This window comes from Anaerostipes hominis (ex Lee et al. 2021), from assembly GCF_002270485.1.
Lineage (GTDB): Bacteria > Bacillota > Clostridia > Lachnospirales > Lachnospiraceae > Anaerostipes > Anaerostipes hominis.
In genome coordinates, this window is the sequence record NZ_NQOG01000002.1 from 236075 (window position 1) to 250893 (window position 14819).

A 14819-nucleotide genomic window follows, 5' to 3' on the forward strand; every position below is an offset into this window, starting at 1 on the left:
ATGGCAGGTAACTTGATACTAAGTGGTGCCGCCATTGCTGCGGGATTGCTTTTTATATATATAAAAGAGCGTTCCTGACTGCAGATTCTGCTGTCAGAAACGCTCTTATCTTTGTTTGGATCAGGGATTGGTTCGGTAACTTAATTATTCCGGAGTATGCAGGCCGCACATATATTTTACATACAGGTCTGGGATCTGATATTGTGTATCGTCTGTGATTCCCTTGCTGCCCTTTGGCCTTGTGATATAGATTTTCCGCAGAAGCTGGCCTTCCGGACAGGCACTGTTGGCCGGATATCCGGATTTTTTGCATATTTCTATGGCCACATGGATGTCACAGGGTTTGGTGGGCTTGGTTCCCAGGGCAAAGTACTCTGTCTTTATCATACTGCCTCTGGGATCATGATCACATGTGCCTTTGACAGCCAGTTTTCCTGACTTTGTGCATATCCGGGCTTTGACAATACTGTTTGGTTTTGAAAACTCTTTGATCGGTTCGTTTTTCTCTTTTACAATCTGGTCCATGACAAGTTTCCAAATTTTTTCGTGCTGGCTGCCAGAAGAAAATGATGTATTCCTGTCATATCCCATCCACACAGAGGCAGTGTGATATGGGGTATATCCGGAGAACCAGTAGTCGTAATCGCTGGTCGTAGTACCGGTCTTTCCTGCTGCAGGCATTCCTGAGGAAAGTGCGGCGGGTTTACCGGTTCCTTTCTTGATGACATCCTTCATGGCGTCGGTGAGAAGGAAAGCAGTCGATTCCTTCATAACGAGGGTGCCGGAAGAAGATGAGTTTAAGAGTACTTTTCCGGACTGATCCACAACTTTCGTGTATAAAGAAGGCCGGTGGTATGTGCCTCCGTTGGCCACGGCAGAAAAAGCACCGGTGAGCTCCAGGTTGGTCACTCCGTAAGTCAGGCCGCCCAGGGCCATGGACTGGTTGACATCGGAAAAGGTTTTGCCGTCTGCCGTAGTTTTATTATCAACTAAGGTGGTAAAGCCAAGCTTCTGTAAATACTCATAGGCGACTTCAGGTGTTACATCAGCCATGGTTTTGGCAGACACAATATTCATAGAATTGGTGACTGCTTCCCGTATTGTGGAAAAACCGCGGTAGCCTTTGTAATAATTGCGGACCGGGCGCCCCGTATCGAGATATTCATACGGCGCATCATCGTAAACAGTAGCTAATGTCATATTTTTCGTATCCAGCGCCGGAAGAAATGTGGAAAGTACTTTGAACGTCGATCCGGGCTGTCTTGTTGTACCGGTAGCGCGGTTTAAAGACAGGTTTTCGGATTTGACTCCGCGGCCGCCCACAAGGGCTTCCACCTGTCCGGTGCGCTGGTCTATGATGGTCATGGAAATCTGGGGCTGGATCACTGTGGAAACCTGCTCGTTGATCACGCTGACCCCGTTCTTTTTTAAGGATTTGGTGAATTTACGGGCCATATTCTCGGCAGATGATTTATCTGCGAATATGAGACTGGTGCCAAGCTTATGCTTTTTCATATAACTCAGCACATCGTTCTCCGAATAACTGACTTCCTTACCATTTTTGTCTGTGCCTGTCAGTGAATAAGACAGAGCCACTTTTGTACCCGCCGGATAATTATCCGGGTCATTGGTCACTTTATCTGCGATCCTCTGGATCTTGGAGTCCTGAGTAGAATATATTTTTAAACCTCCGCTGTAAATGGCATTGTAGGCTTTTGTCTCATCATATCCAAGTTTTTCTTTCAGATCACGGACCACCTGAAGGATCAGTGCATCATCGAAATAAGAGTTGGCAGTATAGTTTTTCTGCTGCCTTGCATTGATCTTTTGGATTCTTTCATAAACATTATCATTCACCGCTTCCGAATATTCACTTTTTGTGATATAATGTTCTTCCAGCATGATTTTCAGAATCGTCATTCTCCGGGCAGCATTGCTGTTAGGGTGTGTGATCGGGTTCATCCTTGTTGGGTTCTTTGTGATGCCGGCCAGTACGGTGCACTCTGATAAAGTCAAATCTGATACATCTTTATTAAAATATTTTTGGGATGCAGTCTGCACTCCTAATGTGCCTTCCCCCAGATTGATCGCATTTAAATATTCTTCCAGGATCTTTTGTTTCGAAGTGATTTTTTCTAATTCCAGAGCCAGGGACTGTTCTTTGATCTTGCGCTCTATGCGTTCGATCGTAGTTTTTTCAGGCTGTATTCCGAGGATATTGTTTTTTACAAGCTGCTGAGTGATGGTACTCCCGCCCTGGTCCAGAGACTTTTCTTTGAGGCCCAGGAAGAAGGATCTGGCAATGCCCCGCATGTCGATACCGTTGTGATTATAAAACCGCACATCCTCTATGGAGATAAAAGCATTTTGAAGATTTGCCGGGATCTTGTCCAGTGATACATAGACACGGTTTGAATCACTGGTAGATAACTTTCTTGTCACATTGCCGTCTTTATCGTAAATCATCGTGATAAAACCTTTGGAGTGGATCGAGTCCAAAGAAACATTCGGGGTATTGTTTAAAATTCCGCGGATGAAACCTATGGACAGACCAGCGGCCGTGACGATCAGTGCGATGATGACAACCAGTGCATATTTATAGAAAAAAAGCGTAAGGTGTGAACTGCGCCGTAATTTCGGTGAAGAAAGGATATCCTTTTTTTGCTTTGTTTTTTGCTTGTTAAAGTTCATGTAAGCCCTCCTATGTTTAGCATTATAACAAATAAGAAATAACAAGTAAATAACACACCCGTATGAAGGGTATCTTATTGAAATCACGTTTAAGGAGAGTTATAGATTTTTTTACAAATGAGGAGGAACAAAAGATGAAGAAGGAGAAATTAGGAACGAATTATTTGAAAGATGGAAATGGGGGCGAATTTGTAGTATCCTATTATATGCTGAATGATTCTGCCAGAGGAAGCTACGGCGCTGCGCTGGAGAGAACGACCGGGGAGCCGGATGTGCTTGAGACAGAAGAGGTAAGAGAGGCCTTTTTGAACAGGCAGGAAGCAGAACATGTCATTCGGCTGCTGATCAAATATGAAGTGACACCGATTTCTTTTTTTGAGAGTTTGGATGCGGTGATGGAGTTGGAGGAGAAAATTGAAGGAATACTATGATACGATCCAGAAAACAGGACAGTCTTTGGTGATAGAAAAAAAGTCAAGGTTCATCGGGATCGCCGTGCCGGTTTCCTCGGAGGAAGAGGCTCTGGCAGTGATAGAGGATGAAAAGCGCAGATACAGGGACGCCAGGCATCACTGCAGTGCATTTTGTGCAGGCATTGAGAGACCTCTTGAGAGAGCCAATGACGACGGAGAGCCCAGCGGCACGGCGGGAAAACCGATTCTCGAAGTGATTACCGGCAATCAGCTTCTGAATATTGTCATCGTTGTAACCCGGTATTTTGGAGGTACACTGCTCGGAACCGGGGGACTCGTGAGGGCATATACGAAGGCTGCCCAGGAAGCCGTGGAGGACGCAGGGATCGTGACCATGGGTCTTGGGCGCAGGTTCAGGACCGGGTGTGATTATTCAGCTGCAGGAAAGATCCAGTATTTCCTTGAGACCGAAGACATTCCAATCATAAAAACGGATTACACAGAAAAGGTAACTTTGGAGTACTTGGTACCGGAAGCCAGATGCGGACAGATTGAGAAGAAGCTTAATGACCTGTCAGGCGGCATGGCAGAGACACAAGACACAGGCACCGAATATACGGTGACAGATAAAAAGAAACTTTAAAACAATGAATCATTGTGGCCAATGAAAAGAAGTGAAAAAGAGCCGCGGGTGTTTGCCCGCGGCTCAATATTTATTTTACAGACATCTTATTGTATTCTGTTTACAGCGCTGATCAATGCGAGAACAGAAGCCGTAATGATATCCTCATGGATTCCCGCACCCCATACCACAGTGCCGTTTGGCTGCTGAATGGCTACATAAGAGCAAGCCTTTGAATTAGAACCTACGTTTAGTGCGTGTTCCTGGTAGCTGACAATAGAGTAATCCAGATCACTGTGACGCTGAAGCGCGTTGCTCACTGCATCCAGACGTCCATTTCCCCTGCCGTGGTAAAGTTTATCCACACCGGATTTTTCAAGTGAGATTTCGGCCTCAATACCCCCGTCTTTCTGGATAAAGTGACATTCTTTTAAAGCGATAGGGGATGATATGTTTACATACACTGTCTTAAATACATCCAGAATATCTTTCGGAACCAGTTCCCTGTGCTGCTTGTCGGATACGTCTTTGACCGTATAGCCCACGTCCTCCCTCATCTTGCCCGGGATATGGAAACCAAAGTTTTCTTCCAGCACATAGCCGATACCGCCTTTTCCTGACTGGCTGTTGATGCGGATCACATCGCTTTCGTATTCCCTGCCGATATCTTTCGGGTCGATCGGAAGATAAGGAACAGACCAGTAATCCGGATGGTGGTCGTCGATCCAGTGCATTCCTTTGGCGATGGCGTCCTGATGAGAGCCTGAGAATGCTGCGAATACCAGTTTTCCGGAATAGGGCTGGCGCTCATAGACATTCATGCGGGTCAGGCACTCATAATTTTTTGTAAGCTCAGGAAGGTTGGAAAAGTCCAGGTTAGGGTCCACGCCGTGAGAGTACATATTGAGAGCGACGGTTACAATATCGACATTTCCGGTCCTCTCACCATTTCCAAACAGCGTTCCCTCCACCCGGTCCGCTCCTGCCAGGAGGGCAAGTTCCGTATCCGCCACACCGCATCCGCGGTCATTGTGAGGGTGAATGGACAGTACTACACTGTCACGGTATTTTATGTGTTTGCTCATATATTCAATCTGGCTGGCGTATACGTGCGGCATGGAAAGCTGAACGGTGACCGGAAGATTTATGATAACCTTCCAGTCCGGAGACGGCTTCCAGATATCCAGGACCGCATTGCACACTTCCAATGCATATTCTACTTCGGTTCCGGTGAAACTCTCCGGAGAGTATTCGAACTGGAAGTTCCCTTCTGTCTCGTCTGCCAGCTTTTTCAGGAGTTTGGCGCCGTCTGTGGCAATTTTTAAAATCTCTTCCTTGGATTTTTTGAAAACCTGTTCCCTCTGGGCAAGAGAAGTAGAATTATATACGTGAACGATCGCACGCTTCGCTCCTTTTAAAGCTTCAAAGGTGCGTTTGATAATATGTTCCCGGGCCTGTGTCAGCACCTGGATCGTGACGTCATCAGGGATCAGGTCCTGTTCGATCAGGGTGCGCAGGAAAGTATATTCTGTCTCGGATGCGGCGGGGAATCCTACCTCGATCTCCTTGAATCCGACCTTTACCAGGTATTTGAAAAACTCTACTTTTTCATCCAGGCTCATCGGGATGATCAGTGCCTGGTTTCCATCCCTAAGATCCACGCTGCACCAGTCCGGAGCTTTTGTTATGTACTCTTTTCTGGCCCAGTCAAGACACTCTTTTGGAGGCATAAAGTATTGGCGTTTATATTTTTCTGAATTCATAGATATTAAATCTCCTTTCATTATTGAGAATAAAAATAAGACTGCACTCGTGCGATACGGCGAAAAAAAACCTTCGTCTCCGTCCATTTCTGGATAGAGACGAAGGGTCATAGACACTCCGTGGTACCACTCTAATTCACGCCATAACCGCGTGCACTCACTACCGATACGAGTTGAAACAACTGATATCTTCCCAATATAACGGTTGGAACCGGCGATGCCTACTAGCTGTTCAGCATGCTGCTCAGAGGCGAGTTCACATATACCGGGCAGCCGCTTTTCACCAGCCAGCGGCTCTCTGAATGCCTTCTATATCCTACTATTCCTCATCAAAGCATTTGGATTATTAATAATGATAATCTACCACACTTCATTCTATGTGTCAATGGCAGAATTATTCATGTAGGTATCTATTTCGTCCTTCTTTTCCGGGGACAGGCAGCGGTAGTAGTGGAGCAGTTTTTCTTCTTTGGTAGAGATGTTGCCGACAAGGTAATCAATAGAAACGTTCAGATAATCACAGAGAATGACCAGATTCTCCAGAGTTGGCTGCTTTTGGCCTTTTCTCCAGTATCCGATCAGACTGTCAGACAGACCTGTGTCTTTATAAATACGATAGTTGGAAATATCATGGCTGTCCAGATATTCATTTAAATTTTCTGCAAACTTCATGTATTTTCCCTCTCTGGCGTGTAACAAATTTACTCGTCTATTGTAGCATAGATGAAATTTAGTGTAAACGAAGTTGTAACGAAAATACTGTGGAAAATTGTACCGTTTTCTTGACTATCTCTACGTATAGAGATATAATTTATGTAAGTTTCTTACAGTCGGATGAGGGAAAGGAGAGGCTAATGATAAAGTCGTATAAGGAATTTGAAAAATGGGTAAAGATTGAGATGATCCGTCAGGAATTGACACAGAGGAAGCTTGCGGAGAAAATGGGGATCGCCTATCCGAGGATCTCAGAAGCTCTGCATGGAAGAAAGACGGGGCTTGCATTTATAATCCCGCTGATTCAGGAGTTGGGAGGCAATATGGAAGAGTTTGAAGAATTTCTTGAAATAAATCAAATCGGACGTTGAGTTTTTTCCTGGTTGTATTATAATCAACTTAAAAAAGACAGGGGACTGAGATGGGATTTTTAGACAGATTCAAAGTTCATACAACCAGAGAATACGAAGAAGGGAAAGTGAGAGTCTTCCGGCTTCACGAAGAGGCAGAAAGCCTGTCCTATGTGGAGGGAATCTATAAAGAAAACGGCCGGTTTCTGATGTCTGTATCCTTCGTAAAAGGACAGCATGAGACAGGAAAAGAGGCTCAGCTGCTTGACTGCAACGGTCTTTTTGCGGCAGCTGTCCAGATCGAAGAGATCCGCCTGGGTTCCGGGGAGGACCCTAATGAGGCATCAGAAGCGGGGGAAGAGGGTATCATTGTATTTGACCTTGTCGAGGGAACACAGCAATGGCAGGAAAAGGGCCGGTATTTAAAGGGCTGACAAATAGAGTTGTTTCTTTTTGATGAAGTGCTATAATTAAGTAGCTGAAGTCATTAACTTTTGGAGGTGCAGTATGGCACTTGAAAATAAATCAGGAATTGATAATTCTGCTGATCTTGCCCGTGAAGTCTATATGAAAGGCATTGATTACAGCTACTGCTATGAAGGATATACAACTTTTAAAGCCGAAGAACTGTAGATGATAAGGTTCCGGCACTGAAAAACACAGCCAAAAGAGTTTTTAAGGTTCCGATGGCTGTGCTTTTTTATACAAAATTTTATTTCTGTGCCTGTTTCAGGGCATTTTTGATGGACTGTTTCAAGATGGTGTTGGTATACTGGCTTTCATCATTAAACTGGATGTCGTCCACAGATTTTACTTTTGGAAGCTGTTTATTGATCTCACCCAAAGCCGGTTCGATCAGAGGGTACATGGTTTTTACACTTTTATCTAAATGCTTTAAAGCAACATGATTGACTTTGTTGTCCTTAACAGTGACTTCCACTTCCAGCTCATTTTCTCCCAGTGTGAGAGGAGAGGAATATACCCCTTCTATGTACTCCATAGTCTCCGTGCTTTTCTTATGTTCCTTGGATGGAGCAAACATAAAAATCAAAAGCAGGATAAGCAAGATTCCAAGCAAGACAAAGATGCCGGTGTAGATTAGTTCTTTCGCCTTAAATACGACGATTTTCGTTTTTGCTGACATAGGGTCCTCCTAAAAAGATTCTATTATAGTATATGGCCCGGACAGGCAGAATAGAACTGTACGGAAAAAATTTTTTCCATGTAGAGCGGCCGGTGGTTTTCATGTATAATAGAAGCCGAAAAAGAAAATGACATGACAGGAGGAAGCCGATGGCATTACAGTGTGTCCTGGGCGCAGGCCGCACAGGAAAAACGGATTATATATATGAACAGATGATAAAAGAGTCTATGGAGAATCGGGATGAAAATTTCTTTTTTCTCGTCCCGGACCAGTCGACGCTGAATGCCCAGCGGGAGCTGATCACCAGGCATCCGAACCACGGGACTATGAACATCGACGTGGTTGGATTCTACCGTCTCTCTTACAGAGTGTTTGAGGAGCTTTCCTATATTCCCAAAGAACTGCTCAATGACGAGGGAAAATCCATGGTCATAAGAAAGGTCATGGGGGAGTGCCGAAAGGATCTTCTCGTGTTCGGCTCCGGTATGGAAAAGCAGGGCTTTATCGATGAGATGAAGTCTTTCTTTGCGGAAACCTATCAGTATGATGTATCCCTGGAAAAGCTTAAGGAGGCTGTGGAGTCTTTTGAGAACAGGGACAGCCTGACATTGAAGATGAAAGATATCGTCCTGGTCCTGGAAAAGTTTGAAGAGTACATGAAGGACCGTTATCTGGTATCGGAACAGCTGTTGGACGTACTGGCTCAAAAGATCACGGAATCCGAAAAGCTAAAAGGTGCCACGATCTATATTGACGGGTTTACCGGATTTACACCCATACAAAATAAGGTACTCAAGAAACTGCTGCCGTATGCCAAAAAAATCGTGGCGGCGTTTACCATTGACGAGAAACGTGCCGGAGGGCCATACAGGGATTATGAGCTGTTTGCCATGCCCAAAAAAGAAATTTCCCAATTAAAAGAGATAGCGGTAAGGCAGGGAGTCCCTATATTGCCGGATGTGATCCTGCACCCGAATACTGCGGGATCGGAGGAACTGCGCCATCTGGAGCAGAACCTGTTTCGGTATCCTTTTCATGTGTACAGGGGTGAGACAAAGGACATCAAAGTCTGCTGTCTTAAAAATCCAAAGGAGGAGAGCCGGTACATACTGGGCCGTATCGAACATCTGGTCAGGAAGGAAGGATACCGGTACAAAGATCTGGTCGTGCTGACCGGAGACATAGAGACTTATCAGCCGGAACTTGAAAAATGCTTTGAGGATTCCGGCATCCCCTATTTTATTGACGGGAACAGAGCGCTCAGGAATAATCCATGCGTGGAGACCATTCTTTCTGCGCTGAAAATGATCCAGATGGATTTTTCTTATGATATGGTATTCCGGTATTTAAAATCAGGGTTTTCTGCCCTTGAGCCGGAGGAGACTGATCTCCTTGAGAATTTTGTGATCGCTTCCGGCATCCGGGGATATGCCCGGTGGAACAGGCCTTTTAAAAGCCGGGCGTTTACGAAGGAAGAGATGAAACAGATCAACCAATCCAGAGAAACATTTATGAGAGAGACCGGTCCGTTCAAGGAAGGGATCAAGAAGCGCGGAATCACTGTTTTGGAGAGACTTACGCACCTTCACGGGTTCTTTCTCACTCTGGATATCCAGGGACAGATGGAGAGAAAAAAAGAGGAATTTGAAGCGGCCGGAGCCCTGGCTATGGCCAAAACCTACGATCAGATCTACGGAGAAGTTTTAAACATCATGGACCAGATGGCGGAGATTCTCGGAGAGGAAGCGCTTTCTTTTGATGAATTTTGTGCGGTCTTGGAGACCGGGCTCTCAGAGATGACGGTGGGTGTGATTCCGCCGGGACTGGATCAGGTGATCGTCGGAGATATCGAGCGGACGAGGGTGGAAGGCGTTAAAGTCCTGTTCTTTGCCGGCATCAATGAGGGAGTAGTGCCGAAACCGTCGAAGGGCGGAGGCCTCGTGACGGATTCTCAGAGAGAAGAACTTTTAAAAGCCGGGATTTCCCTTGCCCCCGGGGCGGCAAACCAGGCATATATGGAGCAGTACTATTTGTATCTGGCCATGGCAAAGCCGAATGAAAAGCTGTATCTGACTTATGCTTCTATGAATTCCTCCGGGGAGAGCAAAGCCCCTTCTTATCTGATCGGAAGGATCGAAAAGCTGTTTCCAGGGCTGAAAAGAGACCGCGATTTGGAAGAGACAGCCGTTTATTCGGTCAGCGAGGCAAAAGAACGGTTTGTTGAAAAACTTCAGGAACTCGGTGAGGAAAAGCCGGATCAGGAGATGGCCGCATTATATGAAGTCTTAAATGAACTGAAGCTGGCTTCCTTGTATCTGGATGCATATTTCTACAACAATGAGGAAAAGAACCTGGACAGACATCTGACAACGCTTCTCTACGGTAAGGAACTGGAAAACAGCGTGACCCGTGTAGAAAAGTTTTCAGGCTGTGCCTTTGCCCATTTTCTTCAGTACGGACTGCGGCTTCGGGAACGGCTGGTACATGAGATCCTGCCTATGGATATGGGACAGGTATTTCACCGGACCCTGCAGTTTGTCGGGCAGGAAGGAAGCTGGGACTGGGAAGATGACCGGGAACGGGACCAATTTGTGGATTCCATGGTAGAGCGTGCTTTGGATGAAGATCCGGATAAGAAGGAGATTTTTGAGAGCAGCAGCCGGAATCAATATACAAAGGAGCGGATCAAGAGGATGGCAAAACGGGCTGTCTGGGCCGTGGAACAGCAGATAAAAAGGGGAGAATTCACCCCGTATGAATATGAACTGGGATTTTCAGCGGAAGACGGCCTCTCCTGTGCAAATCTTTCCCTGAAGGATGGGACGAAGATGAAGTTTACCGGGGTGATCGACCGGGTGGACTGCTATGAGGATGAGGAAAATCTTTATTTAAAGATCATTGATTATAAATCCGGCAATATGCAGTTTGATTTTACTAAAATCTTAAATGGTCTGCAGGTACAGCTGGTCGTTTATATGAATGCCATTTTAGAACTGGAAGGGAAAAAGCATCCGGAAAAGCGGATGATCCCGGCAGGCATGTTTTATTTTCACGTGGACGATCCGGTCATAGCACCGAAAACAGACGGGGAGCCTGAGATGGAAGTTCTCAAAAATCTTCAGCTCAGGGGAGTTGTCAATGAAGACTTCGGACTTGTGGAGCATCTGGAGCAGGAGGATGAGTACGGGATTGTAACCCTTCCGGTCACAAGGACGAAAACAGGGTACAAAAAAGGGTCCGCTCTGCTCTCTACAAATGAATTTAAAAATCTGGGCCAGAAGGTGGAAGAAAAAATGAAGCAGCTCGGAGAGGCTATGATGGACGGGGACATTTCCATCCGTCCGTATGAATATCAGTCAATGCCGTGCGATTACTGTGCATTCAAAAGTATATGTGCGTATGAGCCAAAGCTGACGAAATTCAGGAAACTTGAGAAGATCGGCCTCACTGAGGCAAAGCAGCTATTAGCAGAGGGAAAGGGGGCAGACGATGCCTTGGACTGAAGAACAGCAGCAGGTCATAGCGGAGAGAGACTGCAGCCTTTTGGTGTCTGCCGCGGCAGGCTCCGGAAAGACGGCTGTGCTTGTGGAACGGATCATCGAAAAGATATCGTCAAAAGAGGAACCGGTGGATGTGGACCGGCTGTTGGTGGTGACCTACACTCACGCGGCGGCCAATGAAATGAAGGAGAGGATCCGCAGAGCCATAGAAAAGAAAGTGGAGGAGGACCCGGCAAATGAACATCTCATCCGGCAGCTCTCCCTGATCCACAAGGCACAGATCACGACGATCCACAGCTTTTGTCTCAATCTTATCAGAGATTACTACTACAAACTCGATCTGGATCCGAATTTTGCAATCGGAGACCAGGGGCAGATGGACCTTATGAAGCTGGAAGTGCTGGACGATGTTCTGGAGGAGGCATACACCGAACAGAGTGATGCTTTCGTGGAATTCATTGAAAGCTACATCCCGGGAAAAAACGATGAGCGCATCAGAGACTACGTCCTCGGGCTCTATGAGAGTTCCAGGAGTCATATCGATCCGCTGGGCTGGCTTTCACATGCAAGACAGGGATTTCAGATTCGCACGAAGAAAGAACTTCACCGGGCAGTCTGGATGAAGGAGATCCTGAAAGATGCGAAGGCGGTGGCGGAATCCGCCTGTTCTATGATGAGGAAGGCAAAAGAGGCGGCGTCTGAGACGCGGGGACCGTATTTTTACCTGCCGACCCTCAAGGCAGATCTGGAAGCCATGGAAAAGATCCGCAGCGCACAGACATATAAGGACTTCGGAGAACTGTTTTTGACCTTCACAAAGCCGCGTCTAAACGGAAGAAAGAAAAAGGACGATATCATTGACAAAGACCTTCAGGAGTACTGCAAGGATTTGAGAAAAAAGGCATATGACCTGATCGACTCCATCAGAAGCAGCTATTTTTACAAGCCGGAAAGCGAGATCCTCCGGCAGATCCGCAGAGTGCGGCAGCCTATGGAAGGATTCATCGGCCTGACAGAGAAGTTTTATCACCGCTTCATGGAGCGCAAAAAGCTGGACAACCTTTTAGATTTCAGCGATCTGGAACATCTGGCGCTGGAACTTTTAACCGAGGGCTTTTCGGAGGACGGGACTCCAATCGTCAGCGAGATCGCCAAAGAAAAGGCAGAATATTTCCATGAGATCTATATCGATGAGTATCAGGACAGTAACTTTCTCCAGGATGCGATTTTAAGGAGTGTGTCCGGACAGAGCCTGGGAGAACACAATATTTTTATGGTGGGGGATGTCAAACAGAGCATTTACAGTTTTCGTCTTGCGAGGCCGGAGCTGTTCATAGAGAAATATCACGGATTTAAAAAGGACGGGAAAAATTCAAAGCTCATCGAACTGAGAAATAATTTCCGCAGCCGCAGGGAAGTGCTTTTTACAGTCAACGATATTTTTTATCAGATCATGCACGCATCCCTTGGGAATATCGAATATACAAAGGATGTGGCTCTGGTACCAAGTTTCCCCTATAAGGAGACAAACGGTGCAGGCGGAAATGCGGAACTTCTGTTAGTCAGCAGAGATTGGAACGATGCCTCTGAGGAGGACAAAGACGTGCTGGAGGCCAGAATGATTGCAGACCGGATACGGAAGATGGTGGACGGGCCTGAACCTCAGATGGTGCTGGATTATGATGAGGAAGGCAATGAAGTTTACCGGAAGGCAGAATACAGAGATATTGTCATTCTCCTGAGGTCTGTGAAAGGAAATGCCGAGAAGATCCAGGAGGTGTTAATGGATGCCGGCATCCCGGTCGTATCAAGCAGCCAGAGCGGATATTTTGACACGGTAGAAGTTCGCACTGTCCTAAGCCTTCTGACTGTGGTGGATAATCTGTATGCAGACATCGAGATGGCTGCTTTTCTCCGGTCTCCCATGATCGGCATGACGGGGGAGGACTTGGCGAAACTGAAACTTGGCGGAAAGAAAAAGTATATGTATGACTGCCTTAGTGAGACAGAAGGAAAAGATGAGAAAGTGGACACTGCACTGTCGGTGCTAAAAAGGCTAAGGGAAGCGAAAACCTTTCTGTCCCTTCACGAACTGCTCTGGCTGGCATTTGACCTTACGGGATATTATCATTATGTCGGGGCTATGCCTCAGGGTGCGAAACGCCAGGGAAATCTTCTGATGCTGGCAGAGCAGGCGAAAACCTATGAGGCCAGCCGCTATAAAGGGGTATTCCATTTTATCCGGTATATGGAACAGTGCAGAGAATATCAAATGGATTTCGGTGAGGCAAATACACTGGGCGGAAATGAAAATCTGGTTACGATTACAAGTATCCATAAGAGCAAGGGACTGGAATATCCGATCGTTTTTCTTGCCAAAACACATAAAAAATTTAATTTAAGAGATACGAGCGGGAGCCTTTTGTTTCATCCGGATTATTTTATAGGACCGGACCTTGTGAATATCAGGCAGAGAACAAAGGAGCGGACTATCATGAAGGGTATGGTCTCAAGACAGCTGGTGAAGGATTCGCTTGGGGAAGAACTGCGCGTTTTATATGTGGCACTCACAAGGGCGAAAGAAAAACTTATCATGACGGGAGTACAGGGAAACCGCCATCAGCCTGGCAGCAAAGGGACGGTCTCCTATGTGGATCTGCTGAGCGCCAGGTCTTATCTGGAGTGGCTTCTCATGGCTGCCGGAAATATGGAGGAAAGTCCGTTTGAGATCCGTTTTCTCTCGGAGGAGGATGTAGCGCTCTCAAGCGCAGAGGAAGTTTTTACATCTTACAGAGACAGGGGGTTATTAACGGATGAGCTGGAATCCATGGCAGGGTCAAAAGAGGCACAGGACATGAGAGAGGCCTTTGCATACCGGTATCCGTATGACAAAGAAAGGGACGGCAGGCTTAAATATTCTGTCTCAGAGATCAAAAGAATGTCTCAGGCGGCAGAACCTGAGGAGTCATACAAGCCGGAACCGCAAAAAGAGCCGCTGTATCCAAAGTTTTTGGGGGAGAAGAAAGAAGCTTCTCCGGCCTCCAGAGGCACCGCAGTCCACAAAGTACTGGAACTTATGGATTTTTCTTTGGACTATACACCGAAGCTTTTGGAAGAACAAATCAGTCGGTGGAGCAGTCAAGGAAAGATTGAGAAAGGGATGGAAAAGCTGATTCCGCGGGAAGATATCCTGGCTTTTCTTAACTCAGATCTGGGACTGCGGATCAAGAAAGCTGCAGGACGAAAAGAACAGTACAAGGAAGCTCAGTTTGTCATGGGAATAAAGTTCAGTGAGATGGAACCGGAAGCTAAAAGCCGGGATTATGTGGTCGTCCAGGGGATCATCGACCTGTATTTTGAAGAAGAAGGGGAACTTGTCCTGGTGGATTATAAGACAGACCGCATAAGTCCCGGGGAAGAGGAGGTCCTTGTCTCAAGGTACAGGCCGCAGCTTCAGTACTACAAAAAAGCGCTGGAACAGATGGAGAAAAAAAAGGTAAAAGAATGTTACATTTACTCGGTTCCTCTTAGGAAAGCCATCAGTTTATAATTATTTAACATCCTATCAGATAAATTTAAGAAACTGGGCATAGGGAAATCACAATTCTCTGCTATCATAAAA

General features: G+C 46.2%; 11 protein-coding genes and 1 other annotated feature. Of the genes, 7 read left to right on the forward strand and 4 right to left on the reverse strand.

The features are described 5' to 3' along the window. Positions 1-144 precede the first annotated feature (144 nt). The gene (locus CI597_RS03645) at positions 145-2691 is read right to left on the reverse strand and encodes a transglycosylase domain-containing protein (protein WP_024728052.1); all 2547 of its coding nucleotides are present in this window, start codon (positions 2689-2691) and stop codon (positions 145-147) included. A gap of 134 nt (positions 2692-2825) precedes the next feature. Between CI597_RS03645 and CI597_RS03650 the strand changes: the two genes are divergently transcribed. Together CI597_RS03650 and CI597_RS03655 are read left to right on the forward strand one after the other, a co-directional pair. Beyond that, complete coding sequence (locus CI597_RS03650) at positions 2826-3122, forward strand: DUF6514 family protein (protein WP_024728051.1); 297 nt, start codon at positions 2826-2828, stop codon at positions 3120-3122. Beyond that, positions 3106-3747, forward strand: a complete 642-nt coding sequence (locus CI597_RS03655; protein WP_024728050.1) for a YigZ family protein — start codon at positions 3106-3108, stop codon at positions 3745-3747. Before CI597_RS03650 ends, CI597_RS03655 begins: the two co-directional genes overlap by 17 nt. An 86-nt stretch (positions 3748-3833) precedes the next feature. On the opposite strand, the gene CI597_RS03660 is transcribed toward CI597_RS03655, so the two are convergent. Continuing rightward, positions 3834-5489, reverse strand: a complete 1656-nt coding sequence (locus CI597_RS03660; RefSeq protein ID WP_024728049.1) for a 2-isopropylmalate synthase — start codon at positions 5487-5489, stop codon at positions 3834-3836. A 92-nt stretch (positions 5490-5581) separates the two neighbouring features. Further along, positions 5582-5831 (reverse strand) — a binding site (T-box leader). A gap of 33 nt (positions 5832-5864) precedes the next feature. Further along, positions 5865-6161, reverse strand: a complete 297-nt coding sequence (locus CI597_RS03665; protein WP_024728048.1) for a helix-turn-helix domain-containing protein — start codon at positions 6159-6161, stop codon at positions 5865-5867. A gap of 182 nt (positions 6162-6343) precedes the next feature. Here CI597_RS03665 and CI597_RS03670 point away from each other — a divergent pair, with 182 nt between their 5' ends. From CI597_RS03670 to CI597_RS19095, 3 genes are all read left to right on the forward strand, one after another. Beyond that, positions 6344-6574 (forward strand): helix-turn-helix domain-containing protein, encoded by a 231-nt coding sequence (locus CI597_RS03670; protein WP_024728047.1) that lies wholly within the window; start codon positions 6344-6346, stop codon positions 6572-6574. Between the two features lie 50 nt (positions 6575-6624). Then, complete coding sequence (locus CI597_RS03675) at positions 6625-6987, forward strand: hypothetical protein (protein ID WP_024728046.1); 363 nt, start codon at positions 6625-6627, stop codon at positions 6985-6987. A 73-nt stretch (positions 6988-7060) separates the two neighbouring features. Beyond that, entirely contained in the window at positions 7061-7186 is a 126-nt protein-coding gene (locus CI597_RS19095) for a hypothetical protein (RefSeq protein WP_330606957.1), read from the forward strand. Between the two features lie 79 nt (positions 7187-7265). Here CI597_RS19095 and CI597_RS03680 read toward each other — a convergent pair whose 3' ends face one another. Beyond that, positions 7266-7697: a hypothetical protein gene (locus CI597_RS03680; RefSeq protein ID WP_024728045.1), complete on the reverse strand. Its 432-nt coding sequence runs from the start codon at positions 7695-7697 to the stop codon at positions 7266-7268. Between the two features lie 149 nt (positions 7698-7846). On the opposite strand from CI597_RS03680, the gene CI597_RS03685 reads away from it, so the two are divergent. Together CI597_RS03685 and addA are read left to right on the forward strand one after the other, a co-directional pair. Then, positions 7847-11200, forward strand: a complete 3354-nt coding sequence (locus CI597_RS03685; RefSeq protein WP_024728044.1) for a PD-(D/E)XK nuclease family protein — start codon at positions 7847-7849, stop codon at positions 11198-11200. Then, positions 11187-14747, forward strand: coding sequence for a helicase-exonuclease AddAB subunit AddA (gene addA / locus CI597_RS03690; RefSeq protein WP_024728043.1), 3561 nt, complete (start codon positions 11187-11189; stop codon positions 14745-14747). The genes CI597_RS03685 and addA overlap by 14 nt, the downstream gene beginning before the upstream one ends. Positions 14748-14819: the final 72 nt, after the last annotated feature.

Excerpts from the sequence above, each read along its gene's own strand:
- CI597_RS03645 (WP_024728052.1), bottom strand. The coding sequence starts at position 2,691 with ATGAACTTTAACAAGCAAAAAACAAAGCAAAAAAAGGATATCCTTTCT.
- CI597_RS03650 (WP_024728051.1), top strand. The coding sequence starts at position 2,826 with ATGAAGAAGGAGAAATTAGGAACGAATTATTTGAAAGATGGAAATGGG.
- CI597_RS03660 (WP_024728049.1), bottom strand. The coding sequence starts at position 5,489 with ATGAATTCAGAAAAATATAAACGCCAATACTTTATGCCTCCAAAAGAG.
- CI597_RS03665 (WP_024728048.1), bottom strand. The coding sequence starts at position 6,161 with ATGAAGTTTGCAGAAAATTTAAATGAATATCTGGACAGCCATGATATT.
- CI597_RS03670 (WP_024728047.1), top strand. The coding sequence starts at position 6,344 with ATGATAAAGTCGTATAAGGAATTTGAAAAATGGGTAAAGATTGAGATG.
- CI597_RS03675 (WP_024728046.1), top strand. The coding sequence starts at position 6,625 with ATGGGATTTTTAGACAGATTCAAAGTTCATACAACCAGAGAATACGAA.
- CI597_RS19095 (WP_330606957.1), top strand. The coding sequence starts at position 7,061 with ATGGCACTTGAAAATAAATCAGGAATTGATAATTCTGCTGATCTTGCC.
- CI597_RS03680 (WP_024728045.1), bottom strand. The coding sequence starts at position 7,697 with ATGTCAGCAAAAACGAAAATCGTCGTATTTAAGGCGAAAGAACTAATC.
- CI597_RS03685 (WP_024728044.1), top strand. The coding sequence starts at position 7,847 with ATGGCATTACAGTGTGTCCTGGGCGCAGGCCGCACAGGAAAAACGGAT.
- addA (WP_024728043.1), top strand. The coding sequence starts at position 11,187 with ATGCCTTGGACTGAAGAACAGCAGCAGGTCATAGCGGAGAGAGACTGC.